Below are 24,274 nucleotides of genomic sequence, written 5' to 3'. Positions count from 1 at the left end.
CCGGGCGCCCTTCGTCGCTAGATTTCTGCCATGCGGACTGTGGGTTGCCTGATCTTCGAGGGCGTGCGGGCGTTCGACTACGCGGTGATCGGCGAGGTGTGGTCGAACCGGCTGACCCGGCCCGGGCTGCCCGCCTTCGACCTGCGGGTCTGCGGGCCGCAGGGCGCCCGGGTGCGGCTCGGCGGTGGGCTGGAGCGGGTGCCGGACTTCGGCCTGGAGACGCTGCTGGAGTGCGATCTGGTCGTCGTCCCGGGGATGGAGCGGCTGAACGAGCCGCGCGACCCGGCCGTGCCGGCCGCCCTGCGCGCCGCCCACGAGGGCGGTGTCACCGTCGCCTCGCTCTGCGCGGGCGCCTTCGTCCTCGCCGAGGCCGGGCTGCTGGACGGCCGGACCGCCACCACCCACTGGGCGCTCGCCGGCGAACTGGCCCGGCGCTTCCCGGCGGTGGACGTCCGCCCGGAGGTGCTCTTCACCGGTGAGGGCGGGCTCTGGACCTCCGCCGGGGTGGCGGCCGGCATCGACCTCTGCCTGCACCTGGTGCGCGCCGCGCACGGCCAGCAGGCCGCCGCCACGATCGCCCGGGCGATGGTCACCGCGCCCTTCCGGGCCGGCGGGCAGGCGCAGTTCATCCCGTCGCCGGTCCCCGAGGACGCCGGCGGTGACGACGTCCTGGCCCGGGTCCGCGCCGAGGTCCTGGCCGCCCTCGACACCCCGTGGACGGTCCGCGGGATGGCCGGGCTGGCGCTGATGTCGGAGCGCTCGTTCGCCCGCCGCTTCGTCGGCGCGACGGGCACCACGCCGCTGCGCTGGCTGCTGGAGCAACGCGTGCTCCTGGCCCAGCGGTTGCTGGAGGAGACGGACCTGCCGGTGGACGCCGTCGCGGTCCGCTGCGGCTTCGGTGCGGCGGTGTCGCTGCGGCCCGTCTTCGTCGCCCGGGTCGGGGTCGCCCCGCGCGAGTACCGCCGGGCCTTCCGGGGGCGCGAGGGGGATCAAGGGCCGGCGGGCGCCCCCGGGCCGACGCGGGAGGCCAGTCCGTCCAGCAGGTTGGCCAGGCCGAACTCGAACAGGGTGTCCAGGTCCAGGTCGTAGCCGTTCGGGAGGTCGGCCATCAGCCGGCCGAACACCGGGAAGCGGCCGGAGTCGGCGAGCGCGCCGATGACGGGGAGCTGGCGGTCCATCCACTGGTCCTCGGTGACGCCGGTGGCGGCCCGGGCCTGGTCCTCGCGCTCCAGGTTGACGGCGATGCCCTCGATGTAGCTGTACAGCAGCACGTGGATGTCGAGCATGGCCGGCGCGGAGAGGTCGTGGCCGTCGAGCGCGGCGAGCGCCCATTCGGCGTGCACCAGCAGGTTGGGCAGCAGCAGCGGCCGGGTGACCGGGCTGAGCTGCGCGAGCCAGGGGTGGCGGCGGAACAGGGCCCAGAGGGTGCGGGCGCCCAGCTCCAGGCGGGGCCGCCAGCCGGCGGGCGGGTCGGCCGGGTAGCGGGCCTCGCCGAACGCCGCGTCGGCGGCCAGCATGACCAGCTCCTCCTTGCTGGTGACGTAGCGGTACGGCGACATCGCGGACACCCCGAGCCGCCCGGCGACGGCGCGCATCGAGAGCGAGCCGAGCCCTTCGGCGTCGGCCAGCTCCAGCGCGGCCCGGACGATCCGCTCCCGGCTCAGCTCGCCGTCCCCGGCGGGCGCGCGGTCCGGTGCGGGGGTGGTGGCGGCTGCGGTGGGCGGGGCGGGCACGGGCGCGACGGCAGCCGCGGCCGGCGCGACCGCCGGAACCGCCACGCCCGGTCCGGTCGGTCCGGTCGGGCCGCCGGCCACCACGGTGCCGACCCGGGCCCGGGCCTCCACCAGCCCCTCCAGCCGCAGCACGGTCAGCGCCTTGGTGGCGGTGGCGAGGGCGACGCCCCACTCCTGGGCGAGCCGGCGGTTCGAGGGCACCCGCTCGCCCGGGGCGAGCGTGCCGGTGGCGATCCGCCGTCGGAGGTCGGCGGCGATGCGCCGGTAGGGCGGGTCCGGGTCCGTGGCCATGCTGTCGACTCCTCGGAAGATCTTTTCGCGGTCGTCCGCCCTGTACTAGCTCAGAGCCGACCGGCCGAGATGCCTGCCGAAAGGCTTGCTGTACTAGCACAGATGCGGCCTAACCTGCTGGTCAGGCCCTTGTGTGCCTCTGGATTTACGTCGTACATTCAGAGCGTGAGCTGCGCGCGAGTAGCTTGCTTACAGCGTACAGACACAGGCGTCCGGGTGACCGGTCGCGAACAGGGGGAGTTCCTCATGCAGACCGTCCTCGTCTCCGGTGGCGGCATCGCCGGCCTCACCCTCGCCCACTGGCTGCGCCGCAACGGCTTCGCCCCGACGGTGGTGGAGCTCGCCGCCGCCCCGCGCCGTGGCGGCCAGGCCGTCGACATCCGGGGCGTCGCACTCGACGTCGTCGACCGGATGGGTCTGACCGGGCCGATCCGGGCCGCCCGGACCCGGATGCGCGGCATGTCCGTCCTCGACGCCGACGGCAACGAGGTGCACCGCTCCACCGAGGCCACCTACAGCAGTGGCCGGCTCGACAGCGACGACGTCGAGCTGCTGCGCGAGGACCTCGTCGCCCTGCTGCACGAACACGCCTCCGAAGGCGTCGAGTTCGTGAGCGGCGACAGCATCACCGGGCTCCGGGAGGACGAGCACGGCGTGCACGTCACCTTCGTGCACGGCGCGCCCCGCACCTTCGACCTGGTGGTCGGCGCGGACGGCCTGCACTCCGGGGTCCGCAGGCTGGCCTTCGGCCCCGAGGAGCGGTTCCTGCGCCACCTCGGCTCCCACGTCGCCATCTTCGGCGCGGACAACTTCCTCGGCCTGGAGGACTGGCAGGTCTGGCAGCGCGACGGCCACGCCGGCTACGGCATCTACCCGGTGCGCGGCAACCGCGAGCTGCGGATCACCTTCGGCTACGGGAGCGACGAACCGGCCGTGCGCGACATGGCGGTGGCCAGGCGGCAGGTCGCCGAGCGGATGGGCGCGCTGCGCTGGGAGACGCCCCGGCTGCTGGCCGCGCTGGAGCGGGCGCCCGACTTCTACGCCGACGTGATGGCCCAGGTGCACCTCGACCGCTGGTCCGTCGGCCGGACCGCCCTGGTCGGCGACGCCGGGTACTGCGCCTCGCTGCTCTCCGGTCAGGGCACCAGCCTCGCGCTGGTCGGCGCCCATGTGCTCGCCGACGAGCTCGGGCGGGAAAGGGCGGCGGGCGGGGGCCACCGCGCCGCCTTCACCCGCTACGAGGAGCGGATGCGCCCCTTCGTGGCCCTCAACCAGGCGCTGGCCACCGAGAACCCCGGCGGCCCGCCGGCCGAGGAGTCGGTCGAGCGGGCCAAGCACGCCATCGCCCTCGACCGCTGAGCGGCTCGGGCGCCGAGCGGGCGCAGGGGCAGGGGCAGGGGCTCAGGGTCGAGGAGGCCCCTAGAAGTCGCCCGCCCGGCGCAGGACGAGGTCGGCGACGGCCTCCCAGTGCGCGTCCGGCGCGGTCACGACGAGGTGCCCGGCGCCGCACGGCAGCGAGGCGCTGGTGCAGCCGTGGGACCGGTACCCCGCCACCCGGGTGGCGACCCCGTCCAGGCGGAGGGCGACCTCGTGGCGGACGGGCCCGAGGTCCTCCGGGAACGTCCCGTGGTCGATCCTCCCGGAGTTGGCGAGGAAGACCCAGAGCTCGGACTCGGGCGTGCTGAACGGCCGGACCCGGTGGCTCTTCGGCAGCGGCCGGGAGGTCTGGACGGTCGCCATCAGGTCGGTGCCGCGGTGGTAGCCGACGTCGAGGCAGTGGAGGAACCCGTCCGAACTCTGCCGCCCCAGCAGGGTGAACCACCCGGCCGGGGCGTCGCGGAGCACGGCGACCGGCTCGCCGAACTCCTCGGCGGTCTCCCGGTCGGGCGTCCGGATGCCGGGCGGGCGCCGGTCGTCGCTGTGGAACACGGCTCCCCCAAGTGTGTGCTGCACGGGCCGACTTGGCCCAGTACACCACGGCGGTCGGGTCCCCCGGGGCCGGGTCGGGCGGTCACCGGGAGGGCGTGACCAGCCCGGCCTCGTAGGCGGTGATCACGAGCTGGACCCGGTCCCGGGCGCCCAGCTTGGCGAGCAGCCGCGACACGTGCGACTTGGCGGTGGCCACCGTGATGAAGAGGTCCTCGGCGATCTCGGCGTTCGACCGGCCGCGCCCGACCAGGGTCAGCACCTCCCGCTCCCGCTCGGTGATGCCCTCGACCGTCGGGGGCGGGCCCTCCGGGGCGGCCCCGGGGCGGGCGGCCCCCGGGCGCCCGACGAAGTCCGCGATCAGCCGGCGCGTCACGCCCGGCGCGATCAGCGCGTCGCCGTCGGCGACCACCCGGACCGCCGCGAGGATGTCGTCCAGCGCCATGTCCTTGACCACGAAGCCGCTCGCCCCGGCCCGGCTCGTACCGGTGGCGACGACGAAGCCCAGGAGCGCGTCCACCGCCAGGAAGGGCAGGAACTGGCTCTGGTAGGTCAGCGCCAGGTGCGGACCGCCGGAGTTCCCGGTGCCCACCACCACGAGGGCGGAGCCGAGCAGAGCCATCGTCAGCGCCAGCAGCGGCATCCTCCGCAGCACACCGACGAGCAGGCTCACGGCCAGCAGCGACCCGACGGCGTGCAGCGCGTGCGGAGCCCGCGGCGTGGCCCCCGCCAGCAGGGCCGTCGCGAGGACGTAGACGGAGCCGCCCACCCAGGCCGCGACCCGCGTGCCGGTCACCGGCACGGCGCCTCTCGGCCGGGGCGTGGGCGCGGCGGTGCGCGGGGTGATCGTTCCGACGTTCATGCGGCGAGGTTAGCCAGCGGCCGGCCACGCGGCATCGGCCCGGGGGCGTACGCCCGTGGGCGGATCCCGCCGGCCGAGGTGTCGCCCCGGGCCCGATGCCCGGACGAGGTCCGCCCGGGCAGAGTCGACCTCGTGATCGAAGTCAAGGAACTCACCAAGCACTACGGCGGCAGGACCGCCGTCGACCGTCTCACCTTCACCGTGCGGCCGGGCCGGGTCACCGGATTCCTCGGCCCCAACGGTGCCGGCAAGACCACCACCCTGCGGATGATCCTCGGCCTGGACGCGCCGACGGCCGGCACCGCCACCGTCGGCGGCCTCCCCTTCCGCACCCACCCGCGCGGCCTGCGGCACGTCGGCGCGCTCCTCGACGCCAACCAGGTGCACGGCGGACGCAGCGCCGCGGCCCTACTGTCCGCCCTGGCCCGCAGCAACGGCATTCCGCTGCGCCGGGTCGACGAGGTGCTGCGGGAGGTGGGGCTGGCCGAGGCGGCGGCCCGCCGGATCGGCGGGTTCTCGCTGGGCATGAAGCAGCGGCTCGGGATCGCCACCGCCCTGCTCGGCGACCCGCCCGTGCTGGTCTTCGACGAACCGGTCAACGGCATGGACCCGGAGGGCGTGCTCTGGATGCGCCGGCTGTTCCGGCGCCTGGCCGCCGAGGGGCGCACGGTGCTGCTGTCGAGCCACCTGATGTCGGAGATGGAGCACACCGCCGACGACCTCGTGGTGATCGGCCGGGGCCGGCTCCTCGCCGCCGAGCCGGTCGGGGAGTTCGCGGCCCGCAGCACCGGCCGGGGCGTCGTGGTGGGCACCCGGCAGGCCGCCGAACTGGCGGCGGTGCTGACCGCCGCGGGCGGCTCGGTCGCACCGCCGGACCCGGCCGGTACCGGGAGGCTCACCGTGACCGGACTGCCGGCGGACCGGATCGGCGCGCTCGCCCTGGAGCACCGGATCCTGCTGGACGAACTGACCACCCGGAACGCCTCCTTGGAGGAGGCCTTCATGGAACTCACCGCCGACAGCGTCGAATACCTGGCAGGAGAGCCCCGATGACCACGTCCACGGCCGCCCCGGCGGCAGCCCCCGCAGTCGCCCCCGCAGTCGTCCCGGCGGCTGCCTCTCCCGTGCGCTTCGGAGATCTGCTCGCCTCCGAGTGGATCAAGATGCGGTCGCTGCGCTCCACCCCGTGGGCGATCGCGGTCACCACGGTGTTCGTCATCGGCTCCGCCGTCGCGGCGACGATGGCGGCGCACGACGGCGACGCGGTCCCGGGCGCGCCCCGCGAGTTCCTCCCCTTCAACGCCTTTCCGGCGGCCGGGTACTGGACGCTGATGCTGGTCGCCGCCACGATGGGCGCCATCACCGTGGTGAGCGAGTACAGCAGCGGGCTGATCCGCACCACCACGGTGGCCGTCCCCGCCCGTGGCCAGGTGGTCCTGGCCAAGGCGGCCGTCACCGCCGCGCTGTGGACCGCGGTCGGCGCGGTGACCGCCGTCGGCTCCTTCCTGGCCTCCCAGGCCGTGCTGGGCGGGGGAGCCCCGGCCACCCACCCCGGGCTGGCCCGGGCCCTGGTGGCGTGCACCCTGGTGGCCCCGATCTGCGCCCTGGTCGGGCTGGGTCTCGGGGTGCTGATCCGGCACACCGCCACCACCGTGGTCACCGGGGTCTTCACGCTGGTGCTGCTGCCCCCGATGTTCTCGGAGGGCACGCGCTGGTCGGCGGACGTCAACCACCTGATGCCGTCCACCGCCTGGCGGCGCCTGGTCCAGAGCTGGCCGGCGGATCCCGACTCCCTCGCGTACACCGCGACCGTCCCCGGCTCGTGGGCCGTGTACCTGCTCTGGCCGCTCGTCGCCGTCGTGCTCGCGGTGGTCGTCGTGCGGCGCCGGGATGTCTGAGCAGCTGCTGCGGAGACCGTGGATGACGCCGAGTCAGGACAGGCGGCGTCCGAGAATTGACCCATGGAAGTGGGTCGGAAATGCACCCTGGCCCGGGTCTATCGACTGCGTAGAGTCGTAGACACAAGGCCACGGCGAGAGACCGGGGCCCACCACCCGAAACACGGAGAACGACTGTGAACACCGCTGCGAACCTCATCCCGGCCGCCGCCGACCTCAAGCCCGTGCTGACCCGCGCGGCCGAGGCCGAGACCACCAGTGACCCGAGCAGCGTGATGACCCTGCTGGCCGACTGCGGCACCGACGGCAGCTCGATCACCAGCTACCGTTCGACCTTCGCGAAGGGCGCGGTCGGCGCCCCGGCCCACTTCCACACCCGGGCCTCGGAGCTGTTCTTCGTGATCGACGGCTCGCTGCAGGTGCTGGTCGAGAACGAGATCAAGGTCCTCGGCGCCGGCGACCTGCTGCTCGTCCCGCCGCACACCCCGCACGCCTTCGCGGCGGCGCCCGGCTCCGAGGCCGACGTGCTCTTCGTCTTCACCCCGGGCATGCCCCGCTTCGACTACCTGCGCCTGCTCGGCCGGGTGATGCGCGGCGAGGCGAGCCCGCAGGAGATCAAGGACTCCTCCGAGCAGTACGACAACCACTACGTCGACAGCCCGCTCTGGCGCGCCACCCTCGACGCCGCGAAGTAACGGGCAGCGGTAGTCGTCGACCGGGGGAGGAGCGGCGAACGGGGTGGCAGCCCTCAGCGCCGCCACCCCGCCCGGGACTTGCGCCGCATGGGGCATCGGTACGCACGGGCCGATGGGTTGAGCCAAACCCCACGTTGGGGGGAAACCGTTGCGGGGCGCACGGTGAATGCGCCGGGGTGGCGCTGCCGTCAGACGGCGATGACGCCGGGAGCACGACCGAAGGCGGGACCGGTGTACTCGGGCCCGGGGGCGACCAGGGCCCAGACGAACTTGCCCACCCCGCCCGCACGCGGGCGGCAACCCCACCGGTCCGCGAGCTCGTTGACGAGGAGGAGGCCCCGCCCGTGCTCGTCGTCGGTGGCGGAGAGCCGGGCGGTCGGGCGGCCGGTGCCCGCGTCGTGCACCTCGATCCGGAGCCGGTCGGTGATCAGCGCGAACCGGACCTCGATCATGCGGTCCGGCGGCGCGTCACTGTGCTGGACGGCGTTGGCGAAGAGTTCGCCGAGCAGCAACTCGCCGACGTCCGAGTAGCGTTCGCCCTGCGGCATCCCGGCGAGATAGGCCCGCAGCATCAGCCGGGCCAGCGGGGTGCACGCGGGCCGGGAGTCCAGCCGCGCCGCGAATTCACGCGGTCGACGGTGCTGGGGGCCGAACAGCCGGCGGTCTACGCAGTTCTTGGACATGGCGTGGCTACCTCCTGGGGCGATGGGGGAGTGGAAGCGGCTCGCGGGACGGCGCGTGGTCACGCGGTGCAAGCAGAAGATTGCGTTCCGGCATCAATCATCGAGGGGACGGAGGTACGGTGACGACCAATTCGGCGTGACGGGGGGTCCCGCCACGAGAGGGGGCGGGGATGTCACATCGGAAGGGCCGCTCGGGGCCGACCGCCAGTTCGGCCGAACTGTTCGGCGAGGAGCTGCGGTTCGCCCGAGAGGCGGCCGGGCTCACGCAGGAGGAGCTGGGCAGGCTCCTGCACTGCGACCGGACGGTGGTCACCAAGTCGGAGGGCGGTAAGCGCAAGTTCCCGGTCGAGCTGCTGGAGGAGGCGGACAGGGCGCTGCGGACGGGAGGCCTGCTCGCCCGGCTGTACGAGCGGGTCGACTGGAACGCGGAGGTCGAGTACCCTGACTGGTTCCAGAGGTTCGTGGAACTGGAGGCTGCGGCAGTGGCCGAGAGAGTCTTCCAGTACGCCCGGATCAATGGGTTGCTCCAGTGCGAGGAATACGCCCGTGCGCTGTTCAGCCTGGGAGAGGCCCGTGACAATGCGGAGCTGCTTGCCGAGCGTGTGTCAGCTCGGCTGAGCAGGCAGGACCGCTTTCTCGCGTCCGACGGTCCGTTGCTGCTCGTGGTCCTCCATGAGAGCGCCATTCGCAATGTCACTGGAGGGCCGGGTGTCATGCGGGCCCAGATGGAGCACCTTCTCGCGATGAGCGACCGGCCCAACGTCGGCATCCAGGTGGCGCCCTTCCAGAATGCGGGGGTCAGGCTTCCATCTGTCTCAATGTTCCTTCTGGAGATGGTAGATGGGGTCGAGTGGCTCTACTCGGAGAGCCTCGTTCGAGGGCACTTCAGCGAGGAGCCGGCGGTCGTCTCGGAGCATCGGCGCGACTATGATCTCGTGCGCGGGGAAGTACTCTCGGCCAGCGACTCCCGCGCGCTGATCGCCGAGGCGATGGAGGAGTACCGGGATGACGAAGTCCGAGTTCGCCGCAGCCGCTTGGCTGAAGAGCAGCTACAGCGCCGATCACGGCGGCGAGTGCATCGAGGTGGCCCCCGGATTCCCCGGCCTCGTGCCGGTGCGTGACTCGAAGGACCCCGACGGGCCCGCCCTCCTCTTCCCCGCCTCCGCCTGGGACTCGTTCCTCGCCGCCGTCCGGGCCGGCGACTTCCCCGTCTGACCGGTCGGCCAACTCCGGTCATCCGCCAACTGCGGCCGAACAATCTCGATCACTCTGCGTGTTCCGCTGGTGCGGTGCGTGATCAAACCATTACGGTCGCCAACTGTGCGCACGTGATCCCCGTTCGACTGGACCGAGGCGGTAGTCATGACACAGGAACCCCGGATCGACGTAGCCCTGACCCTCAAGGGGGGCCAGGCGGAACCCAGCCAGGCGGAGGTGGCGGAGCTCGCCGCCTCGCTGACGACCGACGTGTGGTTCGCCTCCGCGCTGGAGCGCTCGGCTCCCGGCGGGCGCCAGGCCGACGTGGTCTGGGAGCTGACCGGCGCCGAGTACAAGGGCCAGGCCGCGAAGGGCAAGGCGGCCGTCTACTACGCCAACCCGAAGCTCGGCCTGCGCAAGCCCTTCCTCTTCGCGGACGGCTTCAGCTACGGCCCGAGCAAGCTCCCCGAGCTGTTCGCGTACTTCAACCAGCCCTACGACGACAAGCAGGGGCTCTTCGACCAGCTGCTCGCCCGGGGCTTCGACATCGTCCTGCTCGGCTTCGAGGAGCGGCACACCCACATCCAGGCCAACGCCGAGGTCGCGATCGCGGCGATCCAGAAGCTGATCGACGAGCGGGTGGGCGACGAGCGGCTGACCGTCGGCGGGGTGAGCATGGGCGGGATCGTCACCCGCTTCGCGCTCGCCAAGCTGGAGACGCAGAAGATGGACCACCAGACGGAGACGTACCTCTCCTTCGACTCGCCCCACAACGGCGCGTGGATCCCGCTGGTGCTCCAGCAGATGGCCTACTTCTTCGAGGACTACACCCCGGCGGGCCCGGACGGCGCGAAGCAGGCCGACCTGATCCGCAGCCCCGCCGCCCAGCAGCTGCTCTGGGCCTGGGTGGAGAACTCCAAGTACTCCGGGCCGGTCGCCACCTCCAGCCCGCTGCGCGAGGAGTTCCTGGCGGACCTCAAGCGCTTCGACGAGTTCCCGTCGATCCCGCGCAAGCTGGGCGTCTCCAACGGCCGCCGCGACGGCGTCGGCCGCCCGCTGCCGGCGGGCGAGGTCGCCTTCGACTGGCAGGCCCTGATCGCCAGCGCCACGGCCCGCTTCCAGCCGGAGCGGGGCGAGGAGCAGCCGATCGGCGGCATGCACCTCGGCCTGGCGATGCGCCGCAGCACCACCACCGAGGTCCCGGCGCTGGACGGGGCGCCCGGCGGCACCCTGGACTCCTTCGGCAAGGTCGCGGACGCGCTGAAGGCGAAGATCTCCGAGGACTTCCGCAGCGGCGCCTTCGTGCCGTCCGTCAGCGCGGCGGCGCTGGACTTCGACCCGGTGCGGTGGAACGTCGACGTGAACCTCTCCATCACCGACGCGGACCTCGACCGGGGCCACCTGGACGAGGTCGCCTTCGACGACGACAACACCGTGCACAGCAACGGGTCCCCCGTGCTGCTGGACTGGATCGTGGAGCGCCTCGCCGGCTGATCCCGGCGGCCCCACTGACCTGGTTCGGAGCACCCGCGCGGATGGGCTACGATTTACCTCATCACCCAGATGCGCGGGTGGCGGAATAGGCAGACGCGCTGGATTCAGGTTCCAGTGCCCGAAAGGGCGTGGGGGTTCAACTCCCCCCTCGCGCACACTTGGTCGTCAGACCAGCAGAAGGCCGGTCGGCCCGACTCACGTCGGGCCGACCGGCCTTCTCGTTGTCCCGGGGGTCACCGCCTCGGGCGGCCGGCCTTCCGGACCTCGTCGTGGACGGCCCAGGCGTCGGCGACCGGGCCGAGGTGGCCGAGCTTGTCGGGGTTGAGGACCAGGCGGATGGCCTGGATCCGGCCGTCGAGCACGTCGAGCGACAGCGCCTGCAGCACCCTGCCGTCCCGGTCGCGGAGGATCGCGCCCGGCTGGCGGTTGACCTCGTGCGGCTCGCAGGTCACGTCGACCAGCGCCAGCCGGGGGAAGAAGGCGGCCAGCAGTCGGGCCACGTTCCCGGCGCCGACGATGGCCCTGGCCAGCTGCGGGGTCTTGCCGCCGCCGTCGCCGACCATCGTCACGTCGGCGGCCAGCAGCTCCTGCAGACCGGCCACATCACCCTCGCGCAGGGCCTCGAAGAACCGCGCCGACAGCTCCTCCTGCTCCGTGCGGACCGCCTCGAAGCGCGGCCGTCCGGCCTCCATGTGCCGGCGGGCCCGCACCACCAGCTGCCGGCAGGCGGCCTCGGACCGGCCGACCGTCGCCGCCACCTCGTCGTACCCGAAGCCGAACACCTCCCGGAGCACGAACGCCGCCCGCTCCAGCGGGCTGAGTCGCTCCAGCAGCAGCAGCGCCGCCATCGACACCGAGTCCGCCAGCTCCGCCGACCGCGCCGGGTCCTGGTAGGGGTCGTCCAGCAGCGGCTCGGGGAACCACGCGCCCACGTACGCCTCCCGCCGCACCCGGGCCGAGCGCAGGACGTCGATCGAGATCCGCGTCACCGTCGCCGACAGGAAGGCCCTGACCGACGCGGGCCGGGTCGCCGAGCCGTCGTAGCGCAGCCACGTCTCCTGCACCGCGTCCTCGGCCTCGCTCACGCTGCCCAGGATGCGGTAGGCGATCGAGAACAGCAGCGACCGCAGCTCCTCGAACTCCTCGACCTTGCTCACGCCGGATCCCCTCTCCTGATCGTCCGAACCATCCGCGGGCGGGAGCCCGTCGCCCCCGCCCGTCGCGTACTCAGTGGAACTGACCGACCTCGTACTCGCCGGCGGGCTGCCGGGTGATGACGTTGAGCCGGTTCACCATGTTCATGAGCGAGACCAGCATCGTCAGGGCGGCCAACTGCTCCTCGTCGAAGTGCGCGGCGGCCCGCGCCCACACCTCGTCGTCGACCCCGCCGGCCGCGTCCGCGACCCGCGTCCCCTGCTCCGCCAGCTCCAGCGCGGCCCGTTCGGCCTCGGTGAAGACCGTCGCCTCCCGCCACGCCGCCACCAGGTTGAGCCGCACCGCGGTCTCGCCGGCGGCCGCGGCCTCCTTGCCGTGCATGTCGATGCAGACCGCGCAGCCGTTGATCTGGCTCACCCGCAGCGCCACCAGCTCCTGCGTCGCCGCCGGCAGCGGTCCGTCCTTGAGCGTCCTGCCCAGCGCCATCAGGTGCCTGAAGGCCTTCCCGGCGGCCGGGGTGGCGAACAGGCTCAGTCGCGTCCATGGGGTGCTCCTCCGTTGTCGTCCGTCCCTGCACCCCTTGAGACGGACTGGGCGGCCGGGTTGTGACACGCACGGATGTGACCCGCGTCTCCGCGTCGCCGGTGCGTCCCGCGGGGCGCGAAATTGGCGATCAAGGCGGGGCCGTCGTCGCTAGACTCCGCCTGCCCAGGAGCTGCTGTGACGGTCACGGCAGTCGGGCGTTCCAGACCTTGGGGGGTACGTATGAGCATGCTGCCGTCAGGCAGACGCGTGCGACAGAGACGGAGGGGAGCGGGCATCGCCGCTCCGGGGACCCTGCTGCTCGCCGTGCTGGCCGCACTGGTGGGCCAGATCGCCCCCGCGGCGGCGGCCACACCGCCGGGCGCCTCGGCCTCCGCCGCGCCGTCGGCCGCTTCGCCGGCCACGCCCGCCGCACCGTCCGCGAGCCCGGGCACGGCGCCCGCCGCCGGCCCGAAGGCCGCGCCCACGATGGACCCGAAGACCGAGCAGGCGGCTGCGGCCCGCGAGCTCGCGGAGGCCGGGCCGACCGGCGCCTGCCCGGAGACGCTGACCGCGGGGACGGTGGTCACCTGCACCCTCGGGGGCTACCAGAGCGCCACCCTCTCGTTCACCCTGACGCAGGCCCAGGACCTCGTGTTCGTCCAGGCCGTCGGGTCGAGTGGCGGAGCGGGGATCTACCAGTCCCTGGCCGCCCCGGACGGCACCGCGGTGACCTGCGAGAGCCCGTCGGGCGGGCCCACGTGGGGGAGTTCGCTGCTGCGCTGCGCCACCGGCCAGGCCGGGACGTACAAGCTCACGGCCCGCGACGGCAGCGGTCAGCAGAACGGCCTCGCGGTCTCGTACCTGCCGCTGCTGTCGCCCGGTTCCTGCAAGGCGGCGAGCGGCACCGACCTCGCGCTCGGCGCTCCGACCGCGTTCCACGGTGAGCTGCCGGTCGGCTCGTCGGGGCACTGCTTCGCGCCGGCCGAGCTGGCCGCCGGGGACGTGCTGCGGCTCCACTCGTCGGTCTACCAGACCGCGGAGGACGTCTACGACGCCACCGGCAAGCGGGTCTGCACCACCTACGGCACGAGCGAGTCCACCGAGCTCGACTGCACGCTCGCCGGTCCGGCCCCGTTCCGGGTGACGACGCAGCAGGTCTGGGGCTCGGCCCAGACGTACGACCTCACCCTGGCGCGGCTCACCCGCCCGGAGGGCTGCCCGGTCGTGGACGCCCAGGCGTTCGGCGTCGCCCCGGACCTGAGCCCGGTCGCGCGCTGCCGTGCGCTGCGGTTCACCGAGCAGGCGCCGTACTCGTTCGCCGCGCTCCGGGCCGACGGGTCCGAGCTGTACGGCGGACTGTTCGCCGCCGACGGCACCCAGCAGTTCGGCGGCTGCGCGACGCACGCCGGCTGTCAGCTCCCTCCCGGGACGTACACCTGGGTGGTCGAGGGGCGCAGCCCGAGCGTCGGCGCGTTCGGGATGTCCTTCCGCTCGGACGCGGAGACCCGGGGCTGCACCCCGGCCAAGGACGACGGCCTGGTCTCCGGCCCGGCCACCGGCACCTTCGGCGCCCAGGGCGCACAGGCCTGCCGCACCCTGCCGACGGCCTCCGGGAACGGTCTCTACCTGCTCGACCGGCCACCGACGGGCGGGAGCAGGACGAGTGTCACGGTCTACGACGCGGCCGGTGCGGTCCAGTGCGACCACGTCGTCTGCAAACTGACCGGTACGGCGCCGTTCCGCGCCGTCCTGAGCGGCACGGCGAACCAGGCGTACCAGCTGGTGATCCACCGGACCGGTGAGACGGCCGGCTGCGCCGCCTGGTCGCGGAGCGGGTACGACGGCTCCTGGGGCGCGGAGGTCACGCTGACCAACGAGCTGCCGCAGGCGTGCCTGGCCCTGCCCGCCGATCAGCACTCCACCGCCGAGATGGCCGACTACACCAACACGCAGAACCAGCTGAACGCCGCGCTGGAGATGGTCGACCCGCAGGGCAACGTGGCCTGCTCGACGGCTTCGAGCTCGGTCATCACCTGCCCGCTCACGGCCGGCGTGTCCTACACGGCGCTGCTGACCAACCTGCGGTGGGGCGACAGTTACAAGCTGGTCCGCCGGGACATCTCACCCAGCGCGGACTGCCTCGCACCCGTCTCGACCACGGCCGGTGGCCGCTCCGTCCCGATGGACCTGCACTCCGCGCTGGACGCCCGGTGCGTCCGGGTCACCGCCGCCGCCACGGACAAGTTCTGGCTGGGCTCGCGGCCGACCGGTGGCTCGGTGCAGGCGCAGGTCCTCGACGCGGACGGCAGGAACGTCTGCGTCCAGGGCGGTGTCTCCTGCAAGGTCACGGGCTCCACCTCCTACACCGTGCTGGTGCTCGCGGCCGGCTACCAGGGCAAGGACATCCACGTCAACGTGGACACCTGGAAGGTCGGTACGGCGGACGGCTGGGCCGCGGAGTGCACCGCCCACCCGCTCCCGGCGGACGGCTTCCCGGTGCGGAGCGGGGTGCTCACCGAGTCGTCGTCCGGCTACTGCGCGGTGATCGACATGAAGCCGTCGCAGTCCTTCAGCGTCTTCGGCACCAGTAGCGCCGTCGGTGGGGACCAGCCCTACATCTCCCTCGTGGGACCGGCGATGTGGGACGGCTACGACCTCAGCTACCAGTGCAGCGGCAGCTACGGCCAGTTCGGCACCCGCTGCCAGACCACCCAGAGCGCCGCCGCGGGGCAGGCCGTCCTGGTGGTCAGCGCGGCGAAGGCGGCGACGCCGGTCGAGTACAGCATGCAGGGAGCCTGCGGCGTCTTCGACTGCAGCAGGCCCCGGGTGGAGGTCCTCGGCTCGATCAGTCCCGCGACCGGCGCGGCCGGGACGCAGACCCAGGCCGTGCTGCGCGGCAGCAACCTCACCCTGGGATCCAAGGTGAAGCTGAGCCGCAACGGCTCCTGGAGCAGCACCCAGCCGTTCGTCAAGCCCATCTCGGTCAGCCCGGACAGCACGTCGCTCACCGTCCTGGTCGACACCAACGGCCTGGAGCCGGGGAGTTACGACCTGCTGCTGGACGCGGGCGGCACGGGCAGCGGCCTCACCAAGGCGTTCACCGTGACGCCCGCGGTGGCGGCGGCGAAGGGCCGGTTCGTCCCGGTCACCCCGGCGCGCATCCTGAACACCGTCTCGGGCGTCGGTGCTCCCGCCGGCCGGCTCGGCCAGGGCGGCGTGGTGTCGCTCCAGGTGACCGGCGTGGGCGGCGTCCCCACCACCGGCGTCACGGCGGTCGTGATGAACGTGACGGCGGTCAACCCCTCGCAGAACAGCGCCGTCTCGGTGTACCCGAGCGGCCAGGCGGTGCCCGACCTGCCGACGGTGAGCTTCGCGGCCGGGCAGAACGTGCCCAACCTGGTGACCGTGCCGCCGGCGAACGGGAAGGTGGACCTCCGCAACGCGTGGGGCTCCGTCGACCTCGGCGTCGACATCGCCGGGTACTACACCGACAGCGGGGCCGGCGCCCTGCTGAGCCCGGTCACCCCGGCGCGCATCCTGAACACCGTCTCGGGCGTCGGCGCTCCCGCCGGCCGGGTCGGCGGGGGCGGCGTGGTGCCGCTCCAGGTGACCGGCGTGGGCGGGGTCCCGGCGACCGGCGTCACGGCGGTCGTGATGAGCGTGACGGCCGTCAACCCCTCACAGGTCGGCTATGTGACGGTCTACCCGAACGGTCAGGCGGCGCCCGACGCGTCCAACCTGAACTTCACCGCCGGGCAGAACGTGTCGAACCTGGTGACCGTGCCGGTGGTGAACGGGAAGGTGGACATCCGCAACGCCTGGGGCTCCGTCGACCTCGGCGTCGACGTCGTCGGCTACTACGGCGGTACGGGCGCGAGCTACTCGGCGGCCCGGCTGGTGCGGTTGCTGGACACCCGGGACGGCGAGGGCGCCCGCGCCGGTGCGCTGGGCGGGGCGGAGGACATGGTGAGCCTGAAGGTGGCCGGCGTGGAGGGCGTGCCCGCGACCGGCGTCACCTCGGTGCTGTTGAACGTCACGACGGTCTGGCCCACCGAGACCAGCTTCCTGACGGTCTATCCGCACGGGATCGACCGGCCGGACGCCTCGAACATCAACTACCGGCCGGGCACGGTGGTGTCGGCCCTGGTGATGGTCCCGGTGGTGGACGGCCGGGTGTCGTTCGCCAACCAGTGGGGCTCGACCGACGTGGTCGCCGATCTGATCGGCTACTTCTCGGCCTGATCCCCGGGCTGGTTCCCGGTCTGATCCCCCCGGCCCGCTTCCGCGCGGCCGCACGAGGGCCGGTCGGCCCGACACTCCGTCGGGTCGACCGGCCCTTCGCCGTCCCGGGCCTTCGCCATCCTGGGCCTTCGCCATCCTGGGCGGGCCCGGGCCCGGGCCGGGGTGGCTACGGCAGCTCCTGCTCGGCCCAGATGGTCTTGCCGTTGCGGGTGTAGCGGCTGCCCCAGCGGCTGGTGAGCTGGGCGACCAGGTACAGGCCCCGGCCGCCCTCGTCGGTGAGCCGGGCCCGGCGCATCCGCGGCTGGGTGGCGCTGGGGTCTGAGACCTCGCAGGTCAGCCGCTCCGCCAGGATCAGCCGCACCTCGACCGGGCCGCCGGCGTAGCGGATGGCGTTGGTGATCAGCTCGCTCAGCACCAGCTCGGTGGTGAAGACGAGCTCCTCCAGGCCCCAGTCGCGCAGCCGCGCCGTCGCACTCCCGCGGACCCGGGCGACGGCCGCCGGGTCGGCCCCCACCGACCAGGTGGCGGTGGCGTCGGTCGGCACCGCCCGGGTGCGGGCGAGCAGCAGGGTGACGTCGTCGGCCAGCCGGTGCGCCGGCTGACCGTCGACGATGGCGCGGCCGAGCTCCCGCAGCGGTGCGGCGGCGGCGCCGGGGCGGGCCATCCGGCTGCGCAGTTCGGCCAGCCCCTCGTCGAGGTCGCCCCCGTACCCCACGATCAGCCCGTCGGTGTAGAGCGCCAGTACGCTTCCCGGCGCCAGCTCGACCTCCGCCACCTCGAACGGCAGACCGCTGACGCCCAGCGGCGGGCCCGGGCGCACCGGCACGTACTCGACGGTGCCGTCCGGCGCCGCGACGGCGGGCGGCGGGTGTCCGGCGGAGGCCATCGCGCACCGCCGCGAGACCGGGTCGTAGACGGCGTAGACGCAGGTGGCGCCGAACGGGCCGGTCCGCTGACCGGCGGGCCACTCACCGTCCTCCTCCGGCCTCTCGCCCTCGATCAGCAACTGGCAGACCAGGTCGTCGAGATGGGCCAGCAGCTCGTCGGGTTCCAGGTCGAGGTCGGCGAGGGTCCGGACGGCGGTGCGCAGCCGGCCCATGGTGGCGCTGGCCTCCAGCCCGTGGCCGACCACGTCCCCGGCGACCAGCGCGACCCGGGCCGAGGAGAGCGGGATCACGTCGAACCAGTCGCCGCCGACGCCGCTGGCGGTGTCCGTGGGCAGGTAGACGCTGGCGGTGGTCACGGCGGCGGTCTCGAAGTGCGCGGGCGGCAGCAGGCTGCGCTGGAGGCTGACGGCGGCGCGGTGCTCGCGGGTGTAGCGGCGGGCGTTGTCCAGCGCGAGGGCGGTGCGGGCGGCGATCTCGCGCAGCAGGTCCAGATCGGCCGGTTCGTAGGCGAGGCGGCCGGCGGCGCGGTGGACGGTCACCCGGCCGAGGAGGCTGCCCCGGGCGCGCAGCGGCGCGGTCATCGTGCCGGCCGTGCTCGGGGAGGCGTCCGCGGTGGTCGGGGCAGGAGGGCCGGCGGGGGCGATCGGTGAGCCCTCGGTGTCGAACTCCACGGCAGTCGTCTCCGCCACCCGGTCCAGTCCCGCGTCCTCCAGCAGGTCCGCGTCCCCGGTGACGGCGGTCCGGCGGAGCAGCAGCCGGCCGTCCCGGCCGGGCGCCGGCTCCTCGCCGGTGAACACCGCCTCGGCGATCTCGACCACGGCCAGGTCGGCCAGCCCGGGCGCCAGGACGGCGGCGAGGTCCCCGGCGGTGCCGGTGACCGAGAGCGATCCGCCGACCGCCGCCGTCGCGCGGTGCAGCACGGCGAGCCGCTCGCCGGAGCGGTGGAGCGCGGTGACGTCGGTGAACAGCGCCGTCACCCCGATCACCTGGCCGTCGGCGGCCTGCAGTCGGAAGGCCGAGATCGCCATCGCCGCGCCGCCGCCCGGCTCCTCGATCGTCCGCACCAGCTCCCCGGAGATCACCAGCGGCCGGCCCGTCCGCAGCACCTCGTGCAGTTGCGCTTCGACCGCCTCGGCGCCCTCGGGCTCCAGGAAGTCCCCGAGGCGCCGTCCGGTCAGGTCCGGCGGGAGGCCGGAGTAGGGGAGCAGGTGGGTGTTGGTCCTGACCAGTCGCAGCTGGGTGTCGAACACGGCGAGGCCCACCCGGTCCTGGAGGAACAGCTCCCGGGTGAACGCCTGGTCCTGCCGCCACTGGGTGACGAGTTCGGCGGGGGCGCCGAGCAGGAAGTACCGGGCCGCGCCGGACGGCTTCCGGCCGTCGCTGTCCTCCAGCGGGAGCACCTGGAAGACGATCCCCAGCTCCTCGCCCCGGCCGGAGCGCACCAGCGCGGTGCCGGACCAGGTGTCGGAGGACTGCTCCGGGGACTGCGGCGCCGCCGGCTCGGCGGAGGCCGCCCGCTCAGCTGCCGCCGCGCGCTCGGTCCGGCGTTCGGCCAGCAGGGCGGTCCAGGTGGCCGGGTCGGCCAGCAGCTCACGGACCGGGCGGCCGCAGACCTCGGAGGCGGGCAGGGACAGCAGCTGCTCGGCCTCCCGGGTCCAGCGGACGATCCTGCCGTCCGCGTCCAGCAGGGCACCGGCCGCGCTGTCGACGAAGGGGGGTCGTCGGCTGTCCATGGTGCGCACCTCGGATGTGTCGTGCGGTCTCGGCCGTCTGCGGTTCGTCCGTCCGTCCGATGGTCACCCTCCCTCCGGCCGTCGGGCCGCGTGCCGCCGCAGGCCCCCGTCCGGGTGATGTGCTGCCGCGCCGTCGCCGGGCCGCCGGGTCACCGCCCGCCGGGCAGGGGCGGCGGCAGAGCCGGCGTCCGCCGGGGGGACCGGGTGCCGGGCGCGGCCCACCGGTGACCGGGGGCCGAGGGGGAGGAGGTCCACCGTGCTCATCCGGTCGCTCCTCTCCTCCGGCCGCGAGCGCGCCGGTCCGTACTCCCCGCTGCCTGGCCCGGGGCTTCTCCATCATCCCTCCGGCGCGCGTCGCCGCCAGTCACGGCGGGCTACCGGCGGCGGTCGGGCCGGGGCCTGTGCGGGGCCCGGGCCGAGGTGTCCCGTCAGGCGTTGCCGGGGTGTCCCACGGGCTCGGGGTGTGGTCGGTGCGCCGGGCCGGGGCCCGTCCCGGCCCGCGAGGCCCGGGCCGTCACCGACCGGACACACGAAGGGGCCCGCTGGGCCGAACCGGCGAGTAACACTACGCTGAGCCGCCTCGATCCCGAGCCGTCGTGCCGGCCACCGCGAGCGGCCGGCCCGGGCCCCGACCACGCAGGAGGCACCATGACGATCCCGACCCGGGCACCGGCACCGGCACCGGCCCCGATCCCGGTCCGGGTCCGTGCGCAGGCCGCCGCCGTCCGCGCGGCCTACGCGCTGCCGCGGCCGCTGCGCCGGCTGATCGCCGGGGCGCCCGTCCGACGGGACGGCCAGCGGCTGGCCCTCGACGCCCAACTGCTGCTGAGCCTCCAGCGGATCTCCGGGAACCACCTGGTCAGGCCCGCCGGAGTGGCGGCGTCGCGGGTCGGGCTGGACCACGGCCGCCACCTGGTGAGCGGTCCGGTGATCGAGCCGGTGGCCACCCGCGAGATCCGGATCCCGGTCGAGTACGGCGAACTGCCGGCCACCCTGTACACGCCGGACGGCCTGGCCGCCCCGTCCGGGCTGCTGGTCTTCTTCCACGGCGGCGGCTGGGTGCTCGGCACCCGGACCAGCCACGACAACACCGCGCGCTTCCTCGCCCGGCACGCGGGTGTCCGGGTGCTCTCGGTCGAGTACCGGCTGGCCCCGGAGCACGTCTTCCCGGCCGCCGTGGACGACGCGCTGGCCGCCTTCGACCACGCCCACGCCGAGGCCGCCGACCTCGGCGTGGACCCGGACCGGATCGCGGTCGGCGGCGACAGCGCCGGCGGCAACCTGGCGGCCGTCACCGCCCAGCTGGCGGTCCGGCGCGGCGGGCCCGCGCCCGCGTTCCAGCTGCTCTTCTACCCGGCCGTCGACGCCTCCCGGCACCGGCCGTCCCGGGAGCTGTTCGCCGACGGGTTCCTCCTCACCAGCGCGCACATGGACTGGTTCGCCGACCACTACGCACCCGAGGGCGTGGACCGCTCGGACCCCCGGCTCTCCCCGCTGCTCACCCCCGACCTGACCGGCCTGCCGCCCGCGTACATCGCCACCGCGGGCTTCGACCCGCTGCGCGACGAGGGGGAGGCGTACGCCGAGCGGCTGCGCGAGGCGGGCGTGGTGGTCGCGCTCAGCCGCCAGCCCGACCTGATCCACGGCTACATCAACTACCTGGGGATAGGCCGGCGGTTCCGCGAGGCCACGGCGGAGGCCGCCGGGGCACTCCGGCTGGCGCTCAGCCCGAACGCGTGAAACCCCCAGGAGCCTGAGGGACCGCAACGCCCGAGGGACCACAACGCCTGACGGTCTGCCACGCCTGACGGCCCGCAACGCCCGAGGGGACGCGACGCCTGGCGGGCCGCCGTGCTGACGCGCCGCCCGGGTTCCGCCGGAGGCCGGTGCGCGAGGGCTTCTCGCGCCCGGCCTCTTATTGTACTCTCCGTCTAATAAGCGGGGCGGGCGGGAACCCCGCGCAGGGCACGCACCTGGAGGCAGCCATGGCTCACCCCGGCACGGCAGCAGGGATCCACGCTCACACCTCGGCCGACGACGACGTCTCGAAGCGACTGCTCGACTCGGCCGCGACCCTCTCCTACGACCCGGCGACCGAGATCGACTGGGACGCACCGCTCCCCGAGGACGGCTACGGGCTCAACCCCGAGTGGAGCACGCTCTACGGCACCCGGCTGTGGGACGAGATGACCGAGCGGCAGCGGGTCACCCTCACCCGGCACGAGGTCTGCTCGATCATGACCACCGGCATCTGGTTCGAGATGATCCTGCAGCAGATGGTGCTGCGCGACCAGTACCTGAAGAACCCGGCCAGCGCGGAGTTCCGCTTCGCCCTCACCGAGATAGCCGACGAGTGCCGGCACTCGATCATGTTCGCGCGCGCCTGCGAGAAGATGGGCGTCCCGCAGTACCGGCCGGCCGCGGTGATCGCCCAGGCCGGCCGCCTCTTCAAGGCCACCGCCAAGGGTGAACTCGCCTACGGCGGGATCCTGGTGGCCGAAGAGGTGCTCGACGTCATGCAGCGCGACTGGATGCGCGGCGAGAACGTCCTGGACATCGTCCGCGGGACGTCCCGGATCCATGTCGTCGAGGAATCGCGGCACATGAAGTTCGCCCGCCAGGAGATCCGCGAGCGGCTGCGCGGCGCCGGCCGCGCCCGTCGGCGGGCCGCCGGGACCGGCATCGCGGTGGCGGCCTACGTCATCGTCAGCAGCATGGTCCACCGGGGCGTGTACCGGGCCGCCGGGCTGGACACCGAGCGGGCGCTGGCCGAGGTGCGGGCCAACCAGCACCGCAAGGCGATGATGCGCACCAGCTCCAGCCACCTGATGGCCTTCCTCGGCGAGGCCGGGCTGCTCAACAGCTCCGCGGCCGCGGTCTACCGCCGCGTCGACATGCTCTGACCCGAGCCGACCCGAGCCGACCCGAGCCGACCCGAGCCGACCCGAGCCGGCGCTCGCCGACGCGACCGCGACGCCGCCCCGTCCCGACCCCGTCCCGACCCCGATTCGTCCCCGATTCGTCCCGACCCCGAGAGCCGGCCGACGCCCGCGCCGACCGGCTCGACGCCTGCGCCCGACCCGACCCGGCGTGACCCGACCGCCCCCCCACGCAGCGAGGACCCCACCCGGCCATGGCCTACGCGATCACCCAGACCTGCTGCAACGACGCCTCGTGCGTGTCCGTCTGCCCGGTCAACTGCATCCACCCCACCCCGGACGAGCCGGAGTTCGGCAGTACCGACATGCTCTTCATCGACCCGGTCGCCTGCATCGACTGCGGCGCCTGCGCGGACGCCTGCCCGGTCGACGCCGTCTACCCCGTCGACCGGCTCGCCGGCCCCGACACCGTCTTCGGGGAGCTCAACCGCGACTACTACCGGGACCACCCGGCCGACCACAGCTGGGGGGCGCCGACCTTCCCCCGGAGCCTGCCGGACGACCTCGGGCCGCTGCGGATAGCGATCGTCGGCACCGGCCCGTCCGCGAGCTACACCGCCCAGTCGCTGCTGCGCACCACCGGCGCGGAGATCACCATGATCGACCGGCTGCCGGTCGCCGGCGGCCTGCTGCGGCACGGCGTCGCCCCCGACCACCAGTCGACCAAGCGAATCGCCGAGAGCTTCGCGAGCGTGTTCCACCACCCCCGGCTGCGGGTCCACCTCAACGTCGAGATCGGCAAGGACCTCAGCCACGCCGAACTGGCCGCCCACCACCACGCGGTCGTGTACGCGGTCGGCGCCGCCACCGACCGCCGGCTCGGCCTGCCCGGCGAGGACCTCCCCGGCAGCCTGCCCGCCACCACCTTCGTCGGCTGGTACAACGCCGACCCGACCGTCCCGGCCGAGGCCGTCGACCTCTCCGCCGAGCGGGCGGTCGTCGTCGGCAACGGCAACGTCGCCGTGGACGTCGCCCGGATCCTGCTGCTCGACCCGGACCGGCTCGCCGCGACCGACATCGCCGACCACGCCCTCGCCGCCCTGCGGGACAGCCGGGTGCGGGAGGTGGTGCTGCTCGCCCGCCGGGGGCCCGAGCAGGCGGCCTGGACGCGGTCCGAGTTCCTCGCGCTCCAGCACCTGCCCGGCGTCGAACTCGTCGTCGAGGACCACCCCGAGGTCCGCGCCGCGATCGCCGCCGCGCCGGAGGGCTCGAAGGCCGCGCTGCTCGCCGGGCTGCCGCTGGAGCACGTCGACGGCGGCGAGCCGCCGCGCCCCGGCCGCCGGATCGTGCTGCGCTTCTTCGCCGCGCCCACCGAACTCCTGGGCACGGGCCGCGTCGAGGGCGTCCGGCTCGGCGGGACGGCGCTCGTGGCCGGCCCCGACGGTCCGCGTGCCGAACCCACCGGCGAGCACGGCACCCTCCGGGCCGGGCTGGTGGTGCGGTCCATCGGCTACCGGGGCGTCCCCGTGCCCGGTCTGCCCTTCGACGCCGCCGCCGCGGCCGTGCCGCACCGGGGCGGCCGCGTGATCGACCCGGAGACCGGCCGGCCGCTGCCCGGCACCTACGTCGTGGGCTGGGCCAAGCGCGGCCCGTCCGGCGGGATCGGGGCCAACCGGGCCTGCGCGCAGGAGACCGTGGACGCCCTGCTGGACGATGCCGCGGCCGGTGCGCTGCCCGATTCGTCCGGCACCCGACGGGAGTTGGCCCGGCTGGTCCGCAGCCGGCGGCCGGACGCCGTCGGGCTGAAGCAGCTGCGGGCCATCGACCGCGCCGAACGCGCCCTCGGTGAGGCCGCCGGCCGCCCCCGGGTCAAGTTCGCCACCCTCCCCGCCCTCCTGGCGGCCGGCCGCCGCTGACCCCCGGGCCCGCTCCCGGGCCCGCCCCCGCGCCCGCCCGGGCCCCGGCCAGTCGTCGCCCGGTCCCGCGCGAGGGCGCCCGGCCGCGCGCGGGTTCGCTGTTCCGGCCGCAGCTGGCGCGGGTTGGCGTAGCAAGCCGGTGGTGAGGCGCCCGGCCC

19 protein-coding genes and 1 tRNA gene are annotated in these 24,274 nt (G+C 74.1%); 13 read left to right on the top strand and 7 right to left on the bottom strand.

Annotation, left to right across the window (positions count from 1 at the left end; all coding sequences use genetic code 11):
- Nucleotides 1-30 precede the first annotated feature (30 nt).
- Complete coding sequence (locus ACZ34W_RS07645; protein ID WP_465602434.1) at nt 31-1,089, top strand: GlxA family transcriptional regulator; 1,059 nt, start codon at nt 31-33, stop codon at nt 1,087-1,089.
- Here the strand turns inward: ACZ34W_RS07645 and ACZ34W_RS07640 are convergent.
- Nucleotides 990-2,024 carry a TetR/AcrR family transcriptional regulator C-terminal domain-containing protein gene (locus tag ACZ34W_RS07640; protein ID WP_465602432.1) on the bottom strand — a complete coding sequence of 345 codons (1,035 nt, stop codon included), beginning with the start codon at nt 2,022-2,024 and terminating at the stop codon, nt 990-992. The genes ACZ34W_RS07645 and ACZ34W_RS07640 overlap by 100 nt on opposite strands.
- A gap of 246 nt (nt 2,025-2,270) precedes the next feature.
- On the opposite strand from ACZ34W_RS07640, the gene ACZ34W_RS07635 reads away from it, so the two are divergent.
- On the top strand, nt 2,271-3,383 hold the full coding sequence (locus tag ACZ34W_RS07635) for an FAD-dependent monooxygenase (RefSeq protein WP_465602430.1): 1,113 nt from the start codon (nt 2,271-2,273) through the stop codon (nt 3,381-3,383).
- A 60-nt stretch (nt 3,384-3,443) separates the two neighbouring features.
- Here the strand turns inward: ACZ34W_RS07635 and ACZ34W_RS07630 are convergent, their stop codons facing one another.
- Both ACZ34W_RS07630 and ACZ34W_RS07625 read right to left on the bottom strand, forming a co-directional pair.
- The gene (locus ACZ34W_RS07630) at nt 3,444-3,953 is read right to left on the bottom strand and encodes a hypothetical protein (protein WP_329489945.1); all 510 of its coding nucleotides are present in this window, start codon (nt 3,951-3,953) and stop codon (nt 3,444-3,446) included.
- Nucleotides 3,954-4,035: 82 nt separating this feature from the next.
- On the bottom strand, nt 4,036-4,812 hold the full coding sequence (locus tag ACZ34W_RS07625; RefSeq protein WP_465602428.1) for a response regulator transcription factor: 777 nt from the start codon (nt 4,810-4,812) through the stop codon (nt 4,036-4,038).
- Nucleotides 4,813-4,944: 132 nt separating this feature from the next.
- Here ACZ34W_RS07625 and ACZ34W_RS07620 point away from each other — a divergent pair, with 132 nt between their 5' ends.
- From ACZ34W_RS07620 to ACZ34W_RS07610, 3 genes are all read left to right on the top strand, one after another.
- Complete coding sequence (locus ACZ34W_RS07620; protein WP_465602426.1) at nt 4,945-5,865, top strand: ABC transporter ATP-binding protein; 921 nt, start codon at nt 4,945-4,947, stop codon at nt 5,863-5,865.
- Nucleotides 5,862-6,710 carry an ABC transporter permease gene (locus tag ACZ34W_RS07615; protein ID WP_465602424.1) on the top strand — a complete coding sequence of 283 codons (849 nt, stop codon included), beginning with the start codon at nt 5,862-5,864 and terminating at the stop codon, nt 6,708-6,710. Before ACZ34W_RS07620 ends, ACZ34W_RS07615 begins: the two co-directional genes overlap by 4 nt.
- A gap of 176 nt (nt 6,711-6,886) precedes the next feature.
- Nucleotides 6,887-7,405, top strand: coding sequence for a cupin domain-containing protein (locus ACZ34W_RS07610; RefSeq protein WP_329489950.1), 519 nt, complete (start codon nt 6,887-6,889; stop codon nt 7,403-7,405).
- A 188-nt stretch (nt 7,406-7,593) separates the two neighbouring features.
- Here the strand turns inward: ACZ34W_RS07610 and ACZ34W_RS07605 are convergent, their stop codons facing one another.
- Nucleotides 7,594-8,088, bottom strand: coding sequence for an ATP-binding protein (locus ACZ34W_RS07605; protein ID WP_465602422.1), 495 nt, complete (start codon nt 8,086-8,088; stop codon nt 7,594-7,596).
- Between the two features lie 170 nt (nt 8,089-8,258).
- Between ACZ34W_RS07605 and ACZ34W_RS07600 the strand changes: the two genes are divergently transcribed.
- The 4 genes from ACZ34W_RS07600 to ACZ34W_RS07585 all read left to right on the top strand — a co-directional run bounded on the left by ACZ34W_RS07600 (nt 8,259) and on the right by ACZ34W_RS07585 (nt 10,934).
- A complete protein-coding gene (locus ACZ34W_RS07600) occupies nt 8,259-9,209 on the top strand; it encodes a helix-turn-helix domain-containing protein (RefSeq protein ID WP_465602420.1) in 951 nt (316 codons plus the stop codon).
- Nucleotides 9,172-9,303 (top strand): DUF397 domain-containing protein, encoded by a 132-nt coding sequence (locus ACZ34W_RS07595; RefSeq protein ID WP_380385873.1) that lies wholly within the window; start codon nt 9,172-9,174, stop codon nt 9,301-9,303. The genes ACZ34W_RS07600 and ACZ34W_RS07595 overlap by 38 nt, the downstream gene beginning before the upstream one ends.
- A 147-nt stretch (nt 9,304-9,450) precedes the next feature.
- A complete protein-coding gene (locus ACZ34W_RS07590) occupies nt 9,451-10,779 on the top strand; it encodes an alpha/beta hydrolase (protein ID WP_465602418.1) in 1,329 nt (442 codons plus the stop codon).
- Nucleotides 10,780-10,850: 71 nt separating this feature from the next.
- A tRNA-Leu gene (locus ACZ34W_RS07585) sits at nt 10,851-10,934 on the top strand.
- A gap of 78 nt (nt 10,935-11,012) precedes the next feature.
- Here the strand turns inward: ACZ34W_RS07585 and ACZ34W_RS07580 are convergent.
- Together ACZ34W_RS07580 and ACZ34W_RS07575 are read right to left on the bottom strand one after the other, a co-directional pair.
- The gene (locus ACZ34W_RS07580) at nt 11,013-11,936 is read right to left on the bottom strand and encodes an RNA polymerase sigma-70 factor (protein ID WP_465602416.1); all 924 of its coding nucleotides are present in this window, start codon (nt 11,934-11,936) and stop codon (nt 11,013-11,015) included.
- A gap of 70 nt (nt 11,937-12,006) precedes the next feature.
- Nucleotides 12,007-12,420, bottom strand: coding sequence for a carboxymuconolactone decarboxylase family protein (locus ACZ34W_RS07575; RefSeq protein WP_465602414.1), 414 nt, complete (start codon nt 12,418-12,420; stop codon nt 12,007-12,009).
- Nucleotides 12,421-12,726: 306 nt separating this feature from the next.
- On the opposite strand from ACZ34W_RS07575, the gene ACZ34W_RS07570 reads away from it, so the two are divergent.
- On the top strand, nt 12,727-16,701 hold the full coding sequence (locus tag ACZ34W_RS07570) for a hypothetical protein (protein WP_465602412.1): 3,975 nt from the start codon (nt 12,727-12,729) through the stop codon (nt 16,699-16,701).
- A 166-nt stretch (nt 16,702-16,867) separates the two neighbouring features.
- On the opposite strand, the gene ACZ34W_RS07565 is transcribed toward ACZ34W_RS07570, so the two are convergent.
- Entirely contained in the window at nt 16,868-19,321 is a 2,454-nt protein-coding gene (locus tag ACZ34W_RS07565; RefSeq protein WP_465602410.1) for a SpoIIE family protein phosphatase, read from the bottom strand.
- A gap of 648 nt (nt 19,322-19,969) precedes the next feature.
- Between ACZ34W_RS07565 and ACZ34W_RS07560 the strand changes: the two genes are divergently transcribed.
- From ACZ34W_RS07560 to ACZ34W_RS07550, 3 genes are all read left to right on the top strand, one after another.
- Nucleotides 19,970-21,061, top strand: coding sequence for an alpha/beta hydrolase (locus ACZ34W_RS07560; RefSeq protein ID WP_465602408.1), 1,092 nt, complete (start codon nt 19,970-19,972; stop codon nt 21,059-21,061).
- A 245-nt stretch (nt 21,062-21,306) separates the two neighbouring features.
- Nucleotides 21,307-22,224 (top strand): AurF N-oxygenase family protein, encoded by a 918-nt coding sequence (locus ACZ34W_RS07555; protein WP_396489911.1) that lies wholly within the window; start codon nt 21,307-21,309, stop codon nt 22,222-22,224.
- Nucleotides 22,225-22,454: 230 nt separating this feature from the next.
- On the top strand, nt 22,455-24,116 hold the full coding sequence (locus ACZ34W_RS07550; RefSeq protein WP_465602405.1) for an FAD-dependent oxidoreductase: 1,662 nt from the start codon (nt 22,455-22,457) through the stop codon (nt 24,114-24,116).
- Nucleotides 24,117-24,274: the final 158 nt, after the last annotated feature.

It is taken from the genome of Kitasatospora sp. NPDC022856, from assembly GCF_055561235.1.
The sequence above is the reverse complement of the archived record's forward strand: the minus strand, read 5'-3'. Positions and strand labels throughout refer to the sequence as shown.